This is a genomic window from Cupriavidus gilardii (assembly GCF_013347325.1).
Classification (GTDB): Bacteria; Pseudomonadota; Gammaproteobacteria; order Burkholderiales; family Burkholderiaceae; genus Cupriavidus; species Cupriavidus gilardii.
The window spans coordinates 2678634-2693829 of sequence record NZ_CP054626.1 but is presented as its reverse complement, the minus strand read 5'-3'; the positions used below and the strand labels follow the sequence as shown (position 1 = coordinate 2693829).

11 protein-coding genes are annotated in these 15196 nt (G+C 67.5%); 6 read left to right on the top strand and 5 right to left on the bottom strand.

What is annotated here, in order from left to right; all coding sequences use genetic code 11:
* Positions 1–171 precede the first annotated feature (171 nt).
* From FOB47_RS22270 to FOB47_RS22255, 4 genes are read left to right on the top strand one after another with little or no spacing between them, the layout of a single operon-like run.
* Positions 172–1563, top strand: coding sequence for an SAM-dependent methyltransferase (locus FOB47_RS22270; protein WP_174782150.1), 1392 nt, complete (start codon positions 172–174; stop codon positions 1561–1563).
* Positions 1564–1583: 20 nt separating this feature from the next.
* Positions 1584–2915 (top strand): sensor histidine kinase, encoded by a 1332-nt coding sequence (locus tag FOB47_RS22265; RefSeq protein ID WP_053822488.1) that lies wholly within the window; start codon positions 1584–1586, stop codon positions 2913–2915.
* A gap of 5 nt (positions 2916–2920) precedes the next feature.
* Positions 2921–4105 carry a hybrid sensor histidine kinase/response regulator gene (locus tag FOB47_RS22260; RefSeq protein ID WP_053823198.1) on the top strand — a complete coding sequence of 395 codons (1185 nt, stop codon included), beginning with the start codon at positions 2921–2923 and terminating at the stop codon, positions 4103–4105.
* Positions 4102–5094, top strand: coding sequence for a response regulator (locus FOB47_RS22255; RefSeq protein WP_053822487.1), 993 nt, complete (start codon positions 4102–4104; stop codon positions 5092–5094). The genes FOB47_RS22260 and FOB47_RS22255 overlap by 4 nt, the downstream gene beginning before the upstream one ends.
* 125 nt (positions 5095–5219) lie before the next feature.
* Here FOB47_RS22255 and secF read toward each other — a convergent pair whose 3' ends face one another.
* From secF to queA, 5 genes are all read right to left on the bottom strand, one after another.
* The gene (gene secF / locus FOB47_RS22250) at positions 5220–6191 is read right to left on the bottom strand and encodes a protein translocase subunit SecF (RefSeq protein WP_174782149.1); all 972 of its coding nucleotides are present in this window, start codon (positions 6189–6191) and stop codon (positions 5220–5222) included.
* A 107-nt stretch (positions 6192–6298) separates the two neighbouring features.
* Positions 6299–8173: a protein translocase subunit SecD gene (gene secD, locus FOB47_RS22245; RefSeq protein WP_174782148.1), complete on the bottom strand. Its 1875-nt coding sequence runs from the start codon at positions 8171–8173 to the stop codon at positions 6299–6301.
* A gap of 209 nt (positions 8174–8382) precedes the next feature.
* The gene (gene yajC / locus FOB47_RS22240; protein ID WP_006577207.1) at positions 8383–8712 is read right to left on the bottom strand and encodes a preprotein translocase subunit YajC; all 330 of its coding nucleotides are present in this window, start codon (positions 8710–8712) and stop codon (positions 8383–8385) included.
* A 131-nt stretch (positions 8713–8843) separates the two neighbouring features.
* Complete coding sequence (tgt, locus tag FOB47_RS22235) at positions 8844–9974, bottom strand: tRNA guanosine(34) transglycosylase Tgt (RefSeq protein ID WP_174782147.1); 1131 nt, start codon at positions 9972–9974, stop codon at positions 8844–8846.
* A gap of 46 nt (positions 9975–10020) precedes the next feature.
* On the bottom strand, positions 10021–11058 hold the full coding sequence (gene queA / locus FOB47_RS22230) for a tRNA preQ1(34) S-adenosylmethionine ribosyltransferase-isomerase QueA (protein WP_053822483.1): 1038 nt from the start codon (positions 11056–11058) through the stop codon (positions 10021–10023).
* 301 nt (positions 11059–11359) lie between these two features.
* Here queA and recG point away from each other — a divergent pair, with 301 nt between their 5' ends.
* Positions 11360–13585, top strand: a complete 2226-nt coding sequence (gene recG, locus FOB47_RS22225) for an ATP-dependent DNA helicase RecG (RefSeq protein ID WP_244959364.1) — start codon at positions 11360–11362, stop codon at positions 13583–13585.
* A 263-nt stretch (positions 13586–13848) separates the two neighbouring features.
* Positions 13849–14799, top strand: a complete 951-nt coding sequence (locus tag FOB47_RS22220) for a LysR substrate-binding domain-containing protein (protein WP_053822481.1) — start codon at positions 13849–13851, stop codon at positions 14797–14799.
* The last annotated feature ends 397 nt before the right edge of the window (positions 14800–15196 follow it).

Below are 15196 nucleotides of genomic sequence, written 5' to 3'. Positions count from 1 at the left end.
TCGCCGCTCACTTCCCGATCAGGATCGCAAGCGTATGCCCAACCCCTAGTTCCGTGCATCGCCTTCGCCGAGCCGTTCGCGAGTTCCTTCGCCCATGCCGCGCCGGACCGTTCCGACCCCCGTGTCGGCATGAGCCAGCCGCATTCTTCGGATTATCCCTGGCGCAAAACCGTGTACTCCCAAACGCAAATTGATCCGGTGGTCAGCTTCCGCAACTCGCAGGGCGAGCAGGTGCGGGGCACGATCATCAATCTCCAGAGAAAGTCTCTGGTGATGGAAGTCTATAACCCGTATTCGATCGTCCAGGTCAGCGAGGTATTGAGCGACCTGAGCGTCAGGATCGGGGCCAAGAACGCCTATCTTGGCAAAGCGGTGGTGATGAGCCTGGTCAATACCGGTCTCACGGCGGTGGTCTCGCTGACGCTGATCGACGAGTGGCGCGAGCTGAGCGACCTGCCCAACGAGCCGCGCTCGGTGGGACGCGAGGCCGAGCTGTTCGTCACGGACTGGGACACGCGCTTCAACATCCGCCGCGATTACCAGATCGCCGTCAACGAGATGCGCGCCTTCCTGTCCGAGGTGTCGCGCTGGGTCGAGCAGGTGGACCTGACCGAAAGCCTGCCCAAGGTCGACGGCCGCCTGCGCGAGGACGTGTTCCAGGAGCTGGCCACGCCGCTGATGGTCAAGGTCAAGGCGTATCTGGACCGGCTGGAAGGGGAGGCCGAGCGCGTCGACGTCGAACTGGCGCCGGTCCATCGGACCTATGCGCAATCGGCGCTGCATCCGCTGCTGCTGCGTGCGCCGTTCGTCTATCGCACCTTCACCAAGCCGCTCGGCTACGCCGGCGACTACGAGATGGTGAACCAGATCCTCAGCGATCCGCAGCAGGGGCCCACCACCTACTTCCAGATCGTCAACACGGCCTTCCTGAAGGCGGCGGTCGCCACCGCGCACCGCAACCGCATCGATCTGCTGGTCGAGTTCCTCGGCCGCCAGGCCGACAGCGCCCGCGCCGCGGGCCGACCGTTTCGCGTGCTCAACGTCGGCTGCGGCCCGGCCTTCGAAATCCAGCGCTTTGCGCGCGAATACGCCGAGCCCGAACGGCTGTCGTTCCAGCTGGTCGACTTCAGCGAGGAGACGCTCGAATTCACGCGCGGCTCGATCCAGCGGGCGGCACGCGAGGCGGGCCGCAACCTGCAGGTCGAGATGGTGCACGAGTCGGTGCACGAGCTGCTCAAGCGCCGTATCGCGGTCGAGGACCCTTCGGTGCGCGAGTTCGATGCGGTCTATTGCGCCGGCCTGTTCGACTACCTGTCCGACAAGGTCTGCGCCCGCCTGCTGAACCATTTCGCGGCGCGCACGCGCCCCGGCGGGCGGGTCCTGGTCACCAACGTCCATTCGAGCAATCCCGAGCGATACGGCATGGAGCATCTGCTCGAGTGGTACCTGATCTATCGCGACGAAGCAAAGATGCTGAGCCTGCTGCCCGAGCAGTCGACCGACCACCAGGTCTATGTCGATGCCACGGGCGTCAACGTGTTCGCTGAAGCCACCATCTCCTGAGGCGGCGCCGCCGATCTGCCATGACTGTCAACCGACTCTACGCCGGATACCAGGCCGAACTGGCCGACTTTCGCCTGGCGTTCAGCCGCGGCGGGGCCTACACCGCCATCGTGCTGGTGCTGCTCGGCATGGGTCTCGATTACGGCCAGTACCCGGAATGGCAGGTACCGTTCGCGGTCGCCCGCATCGTCGTCTCGATGCTGATCGCCGGCATCGTCGTGGTGCTGTACAGCCAGCACGGGCGCAGGTTGGCCCCGTGGCTGACGCTGTCGTGGCTGCTGCTGCCGCAGCTGATGATCGCGTGGATGATCTGGGAGACCGATGGCGTCGCCTCGCCGTACTACGTCGGCCTGAACCTGGCGATCTTCGCGTCGGGCATCGCGCTGCCGTTCGGCCTGTGGCAGAACGTGGTGTTCGGCGGGCTGTCCTACCTGTGCTACCTGGTCGCCTGCCTGCTGCATCCTGATGGGCTGCATCCGATCGGCACCTTCATCGTCAATTCGCTGTTCGTGCTGTTCGCCGGCGCGGCCAGCGCGGTCTACACCTACTTCAACGAGAAGGGCCGCTTCCAGCTGTTCCGGCTGAAGGAAGAACTGGCCCACAAGAACGACGAGCTGGCGCGCATCAACGAGAACCTGGCGCAGATCAAGGGCCAGCTGCTGCAGCAGGAGAAGATGGCCGCGGTCGGTACGCTGGCCGCGGGGCTGCTGCACGAGGTCAACAACCCGGTCAATTTCTGCCTGATGGCGATCGAGATCGCGCTGGAGGAGCCCGAGGCCAAGGAGAGCGCCTCGCTGCAGGAATGCCTGATCGACGCGCGGCAGGGGATGCAGCGGATCCAGCATATCGTCTCGGACCTGAAGATCTTCGCCTATCGGCAGCCCGGCGCCGAGGTCGAGGGCCGGCCCTTCCTGTTCGAGAAGGCGCTGGACTCGGCCAGCCGGCTGACCGCGCACGAACTGCGCGGCGTGCGGATGACGCGTGAGCTGCCGCCCGACACGCTGGTGTTCGGCGACGAGGCGGCCATCATCGGCGTGCTGATCAACCTGTTCTCGAACGCGGCGCTGGCGATGCGCAAGGCCGGCACGCCCGCACCGGCGATCCATACCACCGTCGTCTGGCGGGACGGCCGGCTGCATGTCAACGTGCGCGACAACGGCCCGGGCATCCCCAGCGAGAATCTTGCGCGCGTGTTCGAGCCGTTCTTCACGACGCGCGAAGTCGGACAGGGCCTGGGACTGGGGCTGTCGATCAGCTATGCGGTGATCGAGCGGCATGGCGGCGTACTGTTCGCCGAAAGCGAGCTGGGCCAGTGGGCCGCGTTCAGCTTCGATCTGCCGCGGGCGGAATGAGCGCGATGACAGAACAGCGGACAGACCAGCGGACGGATCCGCGGCCCGAGCTGCGATCCGATCTGCGCCAGCCGCGGCTGACCGTGCTCTACGTCGACGACGAGGAGATGGCCTGCAAGTACTTCGCGCGCGCGGCCGGCGCGGAGTACGAGGTGCTGCTCGCCCAGGGCGCCGACCAGGCGATCGAGATGCTGCGCAACGACAGTGGCCGCACCGCGGTGCTGGTCACCGACTTCCGCATGCCGGGGCGCAACGGTGCCGATCTGCTGCGGCAGGTTGCCGCCGAATATCCGCAGATCGTGCGGATCCTGGTGACGGCATACGCCGACAAGGACATGCTGCTGCAGACGGTCAACAGCGGCGAGGTGTTTCGCATCCTCGAGAAGCCGCTCGGCCTGCAGGCGGTGCGCGACGTACTGGCGCTGGCGCGCGAACGCTATCGCGAACGGCAGTCGCGCCACCAGCGGCTGACCGCGATCGACGAGACGCTGGCGTTTCTGGCGCACGAACTTAACACCCCGCTCGCGGCTATCGCGAATTTTGCCCGTGGTGTTGAAAGCCGCAGCAGCGCCGAATACGATCCGCAGCGCCAGGCCGAGATCGGCCAGGCGGCCGCGGTGATGCACAGCAATGCGCAGTACTGCCTGGCGGTGATCTCGTCGTTCCTGGAATCGGTGCGCGGCAATGGCGAACGGCCGCTGACCAGCGAGAACGATCGCGACATCACCGCCGGCAGCCTGATCATGGCGCTGCTCGACAGCTATCCGTTCACGGGCCCGCAGCGCAACTGGATCGAGGTCGAACTGCACGGCGATTTCATCGTTCATACGCTGCCGAACTGCGTGTCGCTGGTGCTGTCGTCGTTGCTCAACAACGGCTTGCGGGCGCTGACCGATGTTCCCAGGCCGTCGCTGCGCTTCCGTGTGGTGGCGCAGCCCGACCCCGTGATCTGCATCAGCGACAACGGCCCGGGCATTCCACCGGACGTGATGGAACGCCTGCTGGTCGATCCGGTCACCACGCATGCCGCCGCCGGCGGAAATGGCCTCGGCATGATTTTCTGCAACCGCGTCATGCAGTCGTTCGGCGGCGGCATCCGGATCGAGTCGACCCCGGGCGCCGGCACCACGGTGACGCTGGAATTCCCCCATACGAAGACTCGAATGCACAGCAATAGGAGCGGTCAATGAACGAACCGAACGACAACCAGGCATCGCCTCCCGCGATTCTGTTCGTCGACGACGAGGCCACCGCGGTCAAGTATTTCCAGAGGGCGATCGGCGGGCTGGCGCCCGTGGTCACCGGCGGTTCGGTCGAAGAGGGCAAGGCGCTGCTCGAAGCCCATGGCGACACGCTGGCCGTGCTGGTCTCGGACCAGCGCATGCCGGGCGAATATGGCAACGAGCTGCTGCGCCATGCCCGCGAGCACTATCCGCATATCGTCCGCATCCTGACCACTGCCTATTCGGAGCTCGAGTCGACGGTGCAGGCGGTCAACGAGGGGCAGATCCACCGTTATATCAAGAAGCCGTGGGACATCACCGCGCTGCGCATGGAGCTCAAGCAGGCGCTGGAGATTGCCGGCCTGCGCCGCGAGCGCGACCAGCTGGTGCGCGAGAAGCTCAGCGTGATTCAGCGGCAGACGCTGGCGGCGCGCATCGGCATGGTGCGCGCGCTGTGTGCCAGCCTGATCGGTCCCGAGCGCTTCCAGCCGGTCGAGACCTATCTGGCGGCCGCCGTGCTGGCCGGGGCCAAGGGTCCCGAGCCGGACTGGGCGCGGATGGACTACGCCGACCTGGTCGGCGCCGAAAGCCAGCGCAGCGGCGCCTTCGGCCATGCGGTGGCGAGCCGCCTGGCGCAGCTGCGCGCGGCCCATGACGCCGCCGCGGGCGCCGATGCGCTGGCGGTGATCGCGCAGCAGCTGGGCGAGGCGGTGCGCCGCGACGGCGACGCCCTGGTGTGGCTGTCGTTGCCGGTGCTGTCCGAATTCCTCGGCGCACCGGTCGGCACGGCGGTGTCGGAGCAGCACGCCGCGTGGTTCGCCGCGCTGCTGTGGCTCGACCACAGCGGCAATGCGCTGCAGATGCTGCGCGACGGCAACACGATCGTCTCGCGCCTGGCGCCCGCGTCGAGCGAATTCGGGGCCGACCGGCTGGCAATCTGGATCGAGCAGTTCTGATGCGGTTTTCTCGCCGCTCCCGCTTGGGAGAGAGGGGGGACACAGCCGGTGAGCGGTACGCTGGAGCAAGAAAAAACGGGGCCTGAGCCCCGTTTTTTTACGCGTGCTTCCTTACTACCGGCACGTCATGCCTGCGCGCCGTAGTTCGGATCGTCGCGGTCCGCGCCGCTGGCCTTCTTTTCGCCCTTGATCAGGTCCTCGCGCTTGACGCCCAGCCACATGGCCAGCGCCGCGGCGACGAACACCGACGAATAGATGCCGAACAGGATGCCCACGGTCAGCGCCAGCGCGAAGTAGTGCAGCGTCGGGCCGCCGAAGAAGAACATCGACAGCACCATCATCTCGGTCGAGCCGTGCGTGATGATGGTCCGCGAGATCGTGCTGGTGATCGCGTTGTCGATGACCTCGTGGGTCGTCATCTTGCGGTACTTGCGGAAGTTCTCGCGGATCCGGTCGAAGATCACCACCGACTCGTTGACCGAATAGCCGAGCACCGCCAGCACCGCCGCCAGCACCGACAGCGAGAATTCCCACTGGAAGAAGGCGAAGAAGCCCAGGATGATCACGATGTCGTGCAGGTTGGCGATGATGCCGGCGACCGCGAACTTCCATTCGAAGCGGATCGACAGGTAGATCACGATGCCGGCGATCACGCACAGCAGCGCCAGCAGGCCGTCGGTGGCCAGCTCCCGTCCGACCTGTGGGCCGACGAATTCGACGCGCTGCAGGTTGGCGTCGGGCGAGACCGCCTTGAGCGCGCCCATCACCTGCTCGCTCTGCTGCGCCGAGCTGATCGGCTTGCCGTCGGCGCCCTTCTGCAGCGGCAGGCGGATCATCACGTCGCGCGAGGTGCCGAAGTTCTGCACCTGCACGTCGGTGTAGCCGAGCTTGCCGACCTGGCCGCGGATCCGTTCCAGATCGGCCGGTTGCTGGTAGCTGACCTCCATCACCGTGCCGCCGGTGAACTCGATCGACAGGTGCAGGCCCTTCTGCCAGAGGAAAAAGACGGCGGCGAAGAACGTCACGAAGGAAATCACGTTGAAGATCAACGCGTGCTTCATGAACGGAATGTCGCGCCGGATGCGGAAGAATTCCATGGTGAATCCTGTATCTGCTGCAGCGTGCTGCGTTCGGGTGTTTCGTTTTCAGAGCGAAGCCGCGGGGCAGGGCCGCGCGCGGCTCGCGCTCGATGCGCTGACTTCGCTCACTTGTTGGCCACGGTGCCCTTGTTGTCGGGGCTGGGCCTCCAGATCTGGCCGATCGACACGCTCTGCAGCTTCTTCTTGCGGCCGTACCAGAGGTTGACCAGGCCGCGGTTGAAGAACACCGCCGAGAACACCGACGTCAGGATGCCCAGGCAGTGCACCACCGCGAAGCCGCGCACCGGGCCAGAACCGAAGGCCAGCAGCGCCAGGCCCGCGATCAGCGTGGTCACATTCGAGTCCAGGATCGTGGCCCAGGCGCGGTCGAAACCGACCGCAATCGCCATCTGCGGCGACGCTCCGGCACGCAGTTCCTCGCGGATGCGCTCGTTGATCAGCACGTTGGCGTCGATCGCCATGCCCAGCACCAGCGCGATGGCCGCGATGCCGGGCAGCGTCAGCGTGGCCTGCAGCATCGACAGCACCGCGATCAGCAGCAGCAGGTTGACGCCCAGCGCGATCACCGAGAACACGCCGAACAGCAGGTAGTACAGCACCATGAAGACGGCGATCGCGGCGAAGCCGTAGGCCACCGAATCGAAGCCCTTCTCGATGTTGTCGGCGCCCAGCGACGGGCCGATCGTGCGTTCCTCGATGATCTCCATCGGCGCGGCCAGCGAGCCGGCGCGCAGCAGCAGCGCCAGGTCGTTGGCGGCCTCGGTCGAGTACGAGCCGGTGATCTGGAAGCTCGAGCCCAGTTCGGACTGGATCGTCGCCACCGTCAGCACTTCGCCCTTGCCCTTCTCGAACAGCACGATGCCCATCGGCTTGCCGATGTTCTCGCGCGAGACATCGCGCAGCACGCGGCCGCCCTGGGCGTCGAGCTTGATGTTGACGGACGGGCGCTGGTTCTGGTCGAAGCCGGCCGATGCGCTTTCGATGCGGTCGCCGGTGAAGATCACCTGCTTCTTCAGCACCACCGGGGCGCCGTTGCCGTGCAGGAACAGCTCGCTGCCGAACGGGACCGGATCGCCCTGGCGCGGGCTGCGCGGCGCGTCCGGATCGACCAGGCGGGCCTCCAGCGTGGCGGTACGGCCGATGATGTCCTTGGCCTTGGCGGTGTCCTGCACGCCCGGCAGCTGCACCACGATGCGCTCCGCGCCTTGCTGCTGGATCACCGGCTCGGCCACGCCCAGTTCGTTGACGCGGTTGTGCAGCGTGGTGATGTTCTGCTTCACGGCGGCGTCCTGCACCGCGCGGCGCGCCGCTTCGGTGAAGGTGCCGACCACGTTGTTGCCGTCCATCGCGAAGGTCAGGTCCGGCATGGTGTCGGCCAGCACGCCGCGAGCACGGTTGGCGTCCTCGGGATTGTTGAAGCGCACCGTCACGCGGTCGCCGTTGCGGTCCACGCCGCCGTGGCGGATGCCCTTGTCGCGCAGCACCGTGCGCGCATCGCCTGCCAGGCTGTCGAGCTTCTTGTCGACCGCGCCCTTCATGTCGACCTGCAGCAGGAAGTGCACGCCGCCGCGCAGGTCCAGGCCCAGGTACATCGGCAGCGCATGCAGCGACGTCAGCCACTTCGGCGAGCCGGACAGCAGGTTCAGCGCGACCACATAGGTCGGGTCGGCGGGATCGGGGTTCAGCGCGCGCGACAGCACGTCCTTGGCGCGCAGCTGCTCGTCGGTAGTGCGAAAACGCGCCTTGACCGAGCCGGACTGTCCCGACACGTCGAAGAACACACCGTCGGGCTGCAAGCCGTTCTGCGCCAGCACCTGCTCGATCTGCTTCTGCATCGCCAGATCGACCTTGACGGTGGCCTTGCCCGACGAGACCTGCACCGCAGGCGCCTCGCCGAAGAAGTTGGGCAGCGTATAGATGATGCCGATGGCAAGCGCCACCAGGATCACGAGGTATTTCCAAAGCGGATAGCGATTCATCTTCGGCCAGTCTTTCTACGGTCTTGCTACGGCCGGCGCGGCGCGCGGACGGCAGTCCGCGGGCGCGCCGCGCAGGCAACCGGTTGGCAAACAGCCGCCTGGCCCGACCGGAGACTTCCCGGGGCGGGGCCAGGCGGCTGTGCGGGCACGCTATTGGCGGCGTGCCGGAACCTTGCGGCCAAGCCGCAAGGCGTGAGAGAGCGAGGGGCTCAGAGCGCCTTGAGCGAACCCTTCGGCAGCACCGCGGTGACGGCGTTCTTCTGCACCGTGATCTCGGTGCCTTCGGCGATTTCCAGCGTCACATACTGCTCGTTGACCTTGGTGATTCGGCCCAGGATGCCGCCGGCGGTCACGACTTCGTCGTTCTTGGCCAGCGCTTCCAGCATCGCCTTCGCTTCCTTCTGCCGCTTCATCTGCGGGCGGATCATGATGAACCACAGCACCGCGAACATCAGGATGATCGGCAGGAAACTCATCAGGCCACCCGCCGCGCCGCCGGCTCCGCCGGTGGCCTGGGCAAATGCGTTCGAAATCAGCACGTTGCTTCTCCGTCACAAATTACATTCAAGGAATCGGGCATTCTATCACCCGCTTCGGCCGGTCCAGGCGCTTCTTCGCCCGCCTGGACAGGCCCGTTTCGCACGGCCGGCGGCAGGGCCGGCAGGCCGCTCTACTGGGTGCCGCGCGCCCGGTCGGCGGCGAACTGGCGGCGGAAGGCGTCGAAGCGGTGCTGCTCGATCGCCTCGCGGATTTCGCGCATCAGCTGCAGGTAGTAATACAGATTGTGGATCGTATTGAGCCGCGCGCCCAGAATTTCTCCAACCCGGTGCAGATGGTGCAGATAGGCCCGGGAGAAATTGCGGCAGGTGTAGCAGGCGCAGCTTTCGTCCAGCGGCCGCGGGTCGTTGCGGTGCGCCGCGTTCTTGATCTTGACGTCGCCAAAACGGGTAAACAGCCAGCCGTTGCGCGCGTTGCGGGTCGGCATCACGCAGTCGAACATGTCGACACCGGAGGCCACGCCCGCCACCAGGTCCTCCGGCGTGCCGACGCCCATCAGATAGTGCGGCTTGTCCGCCGGCAGCCGCGGGCCGACGTGTTCGAGCACCCGCATCATGTCTTCCTTGGGCTCGCCGACCGACAGTCCGCCGATCGCCAGGCCATGGAAGCCGAGCTCCGACAGCCCGGCCAGCGACTCGTCGCGCAGGTCCTCGAACATGCCGCCCTGGACGATGCCGAACAACGCGTTCGGGTTGGCCAGCCGCTCGAACTCGTCGCGCGAGCGTTTGGCCCAGCGCAGGCTCATCCGCATCGAGCGCGCGGCCTCCTCGTGCGTGGCCGGGCGGCCCTCGATCTCGTACGGCGTGCATTCGTCGAACTGCATCACGATGTCCGAGTTCAACGTGCGCTGGATCTGCATCGAGATCTCCGGCGACAGGAACAGCTTGTCGCCATTGACCGGCGAGGCGAAGGTCACGCCGTCCTCGGTGATCTTGCGCAGCTCGCCCAGCGAGAACACCTGGAAGCCGCCCGAGTCGGTCAGGATCGGCTTGTCCCAGCCGATGAAGCGGTGCAGGCCCTGGTGGGTGTCGATGACCTCGAGCCCGGGCCGCAGCCACAGATGGAAGGTATTGCCCAGGATGATTTGCGCACCGATCTCGTTCAGCTCCAGCGGCGACATCGCCTTGACCGAGCCATAGGTGCCGACCGGCATGAAGATCGGCGTTTCGACCACGCCGTGGTTCAGGGTGACGCGGCCGCGGCGGGCGTTGCCGTCGGTGGTGAGCAGTTCGAATTGGAGCATGGGGTAGCGGTGGCGGAGATTCGTTGGGGCGGTGCGTGCCGGCGGCTCAGCGCTGGCGCTGCAGCAGCATCGCGTCGCCGTAGCTGAAGAAGCGATAGCGCTGTTCGACCGCATGGCGATAGGCGATGCGGATCGGCTCGATGCCGGCCAGCGCGGACACCAGCATCAGCAGCGTCGACTTGGGCAAGTGGAAGTTGGTGATCAGCGCGTCGACCAGCCTGAAGCGGTAGCCAGGCGTGATGAAGATGTCGGTGTCCCCGCTGCCGGCCACCAGCTCGCCCTCGGGCGTGGCGGCCGATTCCAGCGCGCGCAGCGAGGTGGTGCCGACCGCGATCACGCGGCCGCCGGCGGCGCGGGTGTCGCGCACCGCCTGCGCCAGTTCCTCGGAGATCGCGTACCACTCCGAGTGCATCTTGTGTTCGGCCAGGTTCTCGGTGCGCACCGGCTGGAAGGTGCCCGCGCCGACGTGCAGCGTCAGGAAGGCGCGCCGCACGCCGTGCGCATCGAGCCGCGCGAACAGCGCGTCGTCGAAATGCAGCCCGGCCGTCGGCGCGGCCACCGCGCCCGGATGACGGGCATAGACGGTCTGGTAGCGGGTCTCGTCGTAGGCGTCGGGATCGTGCGTGATATAGGGCGGCAGCGGCAGCCGGCCGAAGCGCTCGATCAGGTCCAGCGCCGGCTCGGGAAAGCGCAGCGTGAAGAACTGGTCCACGCGCGGGCCGACCGTGACATCGAAGGCATCGGCCAGCCGCAGCGTGCTGCCCTCGGCCGGCGTCTTCGAGGCACGCACCTGGGCCAGCACCGTGTCCTGGTCCAGGACCCGCTCGACCAGCACCTCGACCTTGCCGCCGCTGGCCTTCTGGCCGAAGAAACGGGCCTTGATCACGCGGGTGTCGTTGAACACCAGCAGGTCGTTCGGGCGCAGATAGTCGGTCAGGTCGGCGAACGCACGGTCGTCCAGCTCGGTAGCGCCGTCCGCGCCGGTCCGCACGACCAGCAGCCGGCTCGCGCTGCGGTCTGGCAGCGCGGTCTGGGCGATCAGTTCGGGCGGCAGCGGAAAGTCGAAATCGGACAGCGTCAGCATAAAGGGACAGGGGCCGGCGCCTCGAAACGAGGCCGGCACGTATTCTCAAACAGTCGGCAACAGTGGGCAGCGAGCCGCAGCAGGACAGGGAACCGCCGGTGGCGCCTGGAGCGCGCGGCGCAGGCATGGGTACAATCGGCGGACCCGCTATTGTAAGGCTTCGGCCGCCAGGCTTGCCGCGCTGGCCATGATGGCGGGTATTGCGCCGGGGCGACCCGCGAAGCGCCGACGGCCCAGCCGTTTTCCACGATCCGATCCGACACGCCAGCGGCGCCGCCGCGCCCTGCCGACCACCGCCTCGATGCCCGTCACCGCCAGCGAACGCACGCCCGAGCCCGACGCCCAGCCGCAATCGACCAAGCCGGCCGGCAAATCGACGTCCAGGCCGACCAAGCCGGCCGCGGCCGCGAAATCCGCCAAGACCACCGCGCCGTCGTCGGCGATGGCCAAGCTCGCCAAGCTGGGCCTGAAGCGCGACGTCGACCTGGTGCTGCACCTGCCGATGCGCTACGAGGACGAGACCACGCTGCTGCCGATCCGCGAGGCCGTGCATCGCGCGGGCCTGGGCTTTGCCGTGCAGGTCGAGGGCGAGGTGGTGTCGAGCGAGGTCACGCTGCGGCCGCGCCGGCAGCTGGTGGTGCGCATCGCCGACGACAGCGGCGAGCTGACGCTGCGCTTTCTCAACTTCTACGGCAGCCAGGCCAGGCAGATGGCCGAGGGCGTACGGCTGCGCGTGCGCGGCGAGGTCCGCGGCGGCTTCTTCGGCGCCGAGATGATCCATCCGGTCGTGCGCCCGGTCGGCCCCGACGAGCCGCTGCCGGACCGGCTGACACCGGTCTATCCCGCTACCGCCGGCATCTCGCAGGCCTATCTGCGCAAGGCCATCGGCGGGGCGCTGCAACGCACGCCGCTGCCGGAAACGCTGCCGCGGCCGCTGCTGGACGGCCCGCTGGCGCCGTTGAGGCTGCAGCCGCTGGCAGAATCGCTGCGGCTGCTGCATGCGCCGCCGCCGCAGGTCGACGAGGCCGCGCTGGTCGACCGCTCGCATCCGGCATGGATACGCATCAAGTTCGACGAGCTGCTGGCCCAGCAGCTGTCGCTCAAGCGGGCCCAGGCCGCCCGCCGCGCCCGCAACGCGCCGCCGATGCCGCGCCGCGCCGGCGGCCTGCTGGACCGATTCCTCGCCGCGCTGCCGTTCGCGCTGACCGGCGCCCAGCAGCGCGTGGTGCGCGAGATCGCCGCCGACATGGGCGCGCCGCACCCGATGCACCGTCTGCTGCAGGGCGATGTCGGCAGCGGCAAGACCATCGTCGCCGCGCTGGCGGCCTGCCAGGCGATCGACGCCGGCTACCAGGCCGCGCTGATGGCGCCGACCGAGATCCTGGCCGAGCAGCATTACCGCAAGCTGTCGGGCTGGCTGGCGCCGCTGGGCGTCGAAGTGGTGTGGCTGGCCGGCAGCCTGAAGCGCACCGAAAAGCGCGAAGCCGTGGCACGGGTCGAATCGGGCCAGGCGCAGCTGGCGATCGGCACGCACGCGCTGATCCAGGACGCGGTGCGCTTCGCCAGGCTGGGCCTGTCGGTCGTCGACGAGCAGCATCGTTTCGGCGTGGCGCAGCGGCTGGCGCTGCGCGGCAAGGCCGACGCCGCCGAAGGGCCGGAGCAGCACGGCGCCGCGCGCCCGCAACAGGCCGACGAGCCCGCCACGGTGCCGCACCAGCTGATGATGTCGGCCACGCCGATCCCGCGCACGCTGGCGATGACCTATTACGCCGACCTTGACGTTTCGGTGATCGACGAACTGCCGCCCGGCCGCAGCCCGGTGGTCACGCGGCTGGTCAATGACGCCCGCCGCGACGAGGTGGTCGAGCGCGTGCACCACGCCGCCGCGCAGGGCCGGCAGGTCTACTGGGTCTGCCCGCTGATCGAGGAGAGCGAGGCGCTGCAGCTGCAGACCGCGCAGGAAACGTTCGAGACGCTGGCCGCCGCCTTGCCGGACCTGAAGGTCGGCCTGGTTCATGGGCGGCTGCCGCCGGCCGAGAAGGCCGCGGTGATGGATGCGTTCTCGGCCAACCGTCTGCAGGTGCTGGTGGCCACCACGGTGATCGAGGTCGGCGTCGACGTGCCCAATGCCTCGCTGATGGTGATCGAGCATGCCGAGCGCTTCGGACTCGCGCAGCTGCACCAGCTGCGCGGCCGCGTCGGCCGGGGCAGCGCCGAGTCGGTCTGCCTGCTGATGTACCAGGCCCCGCTGTCGCCGACCGCCAAGCAGCGGCTGGCGACGATGCGCGAGACGACCGACGGCTTCGAGATCGCGCGGCGCGACCTGCAGATTCGCGGGCCGGGCGAATTCCTTGGGGCGCGCCAGTCCGGCGAGGCGATGCTGCGCTTTGCCGACCTCGAGACCGACGCCTGGCTGGTCGAGCCGGCGCAGCAGGCGGCCGAGCTGCTGCTGAGCCGCTATCCGGAGGCGGCGCAAGCGCATCTGTCGCGCTGGCTGGGCGGGCGCGAGCACTACCTGAAGGCCTGAAACGGCTGCCGCGGTGCGCGCCGGGCCGTCGCAGGCAAGAGCAGCCGGCGCCGCTTTGCCGCGGGGCTCTGACAGAACCTCGATTCGAAGGTAAAATCTATCGCTTCCGAAAAGCGATAATTTGCGAAGCACTTCTGTCACGTGCCTTCGCGGCGATTCGACCGTCCCGCCGGCCGCACCGGCCGCCCGGGATACGCCCGGCAAGCTCCGGCAACATCACCGGAATCGCCCGCTCCACCGCAACCGTCCCAAGCCGATACGACATGACGCTGACCGAACTGAAGTACATCGTTGCCGTCGCGCGAGAGCGCCATTTCGGCCGTGCCGCCGAGGCCTGCTTCGTGTCGCAGCCGACGCTGTCGGTGGCGATCAAGAAGCTGGAAGACGAGCTGAACGTGCAGATCTTCGAGCGCGGCACCTCCGAGGTGTCGGTGACCGCGGTGGGCGAGCAGATCGTCGCGCAGGCGCAGCGGGTGCTGGAGCAGACCATGGCGATCCGCGAGATCGCCAAGCAGGGCAAGGACCCGCTGGCGGGGCCGCTGCGGGTCGGCGTGATCTACACGATCGGGCCGTACCTGCTGCCGGCGCTGGTCAAGCAGATGATCCAGACCGTGCCGCAGATGCCGCTGATGCTGCAGGAGAACTACACGGTCAAGCTGATCGAACTGCTCAAGCAGGGCGAGATCGACTGCGCGATCATGGCCGAGCCGTTCCCCGACTCGGGGCTGACGGTGCGGCCGCTGTACGACGAGCCCTTCGTCGTCGCGGTGCCGCGCGGCCATCAGCTGGAGAAGGCCGAGCATGTCGCGCCGGACGAGCTGAAGCAGCAGACCATGCTGCTGCTGGGCAGCGGCCACTGCTTCCGCGACCATGTGCTGGGCGTCTGCCCGGAACTGTCGCGCTTCTCCCAGGCGGCCGACGGCATCCAGAAGACCTTCGAGGGCTCGTCGCTCGAGACCATCCGTCATATGGTGGCCAGCGGCGTCGGCATTACCGTGCTGCCGCGTACCTCGGTGCCGGACATGCAGGCCGGCAACGATCTGCTGTCCTACGTGCCGTTCGCCGAGCCGGTGCCCGATCGCCGCGTCGTGCTGGCCTGGCGCAAGAGCTTCACCCGGCTGCCGGCGATGGAAGCGCTGTGCGCCGCGGTCGCTGCCTGCGATCTGCCGGGCGTGCGCAAGCTGACGCCGGACGCGCTGGCCAAGGCGGCCTGACCCTTTTCCATCCCGCTGCATCCACCGTTCGTCCCCGCGCAGGGGGGACCGCAGTGCCTTGCAAAGGCGCTGTTAGCTTTCCGCTATATCATAGTTTTAAATAATTAAATTCCCATACCAATAGGTGATTGTTAAACTCCTTCCATCGACGCACGATACCGCTCGCAGAAGGAGTCAGCATGACCCGCAATCGTCCCTTGTCGTTGCTCGCCCCGGGACCCGTCTGGCGCGACCTGCGCCGTCAGCTGACCGACTGCCTGGCCTGTTTCGCCACCGTCTATTGACGGCCGGCGAACGCGGCGTCACGGCGGCATCGCAAACGGCGCGTAGTCTCGCGCTCGTTGGGGCAGCCGTTTTGCGCAGCCGTTCCGCGCACCCCCGTATCTCCGTATTCCCC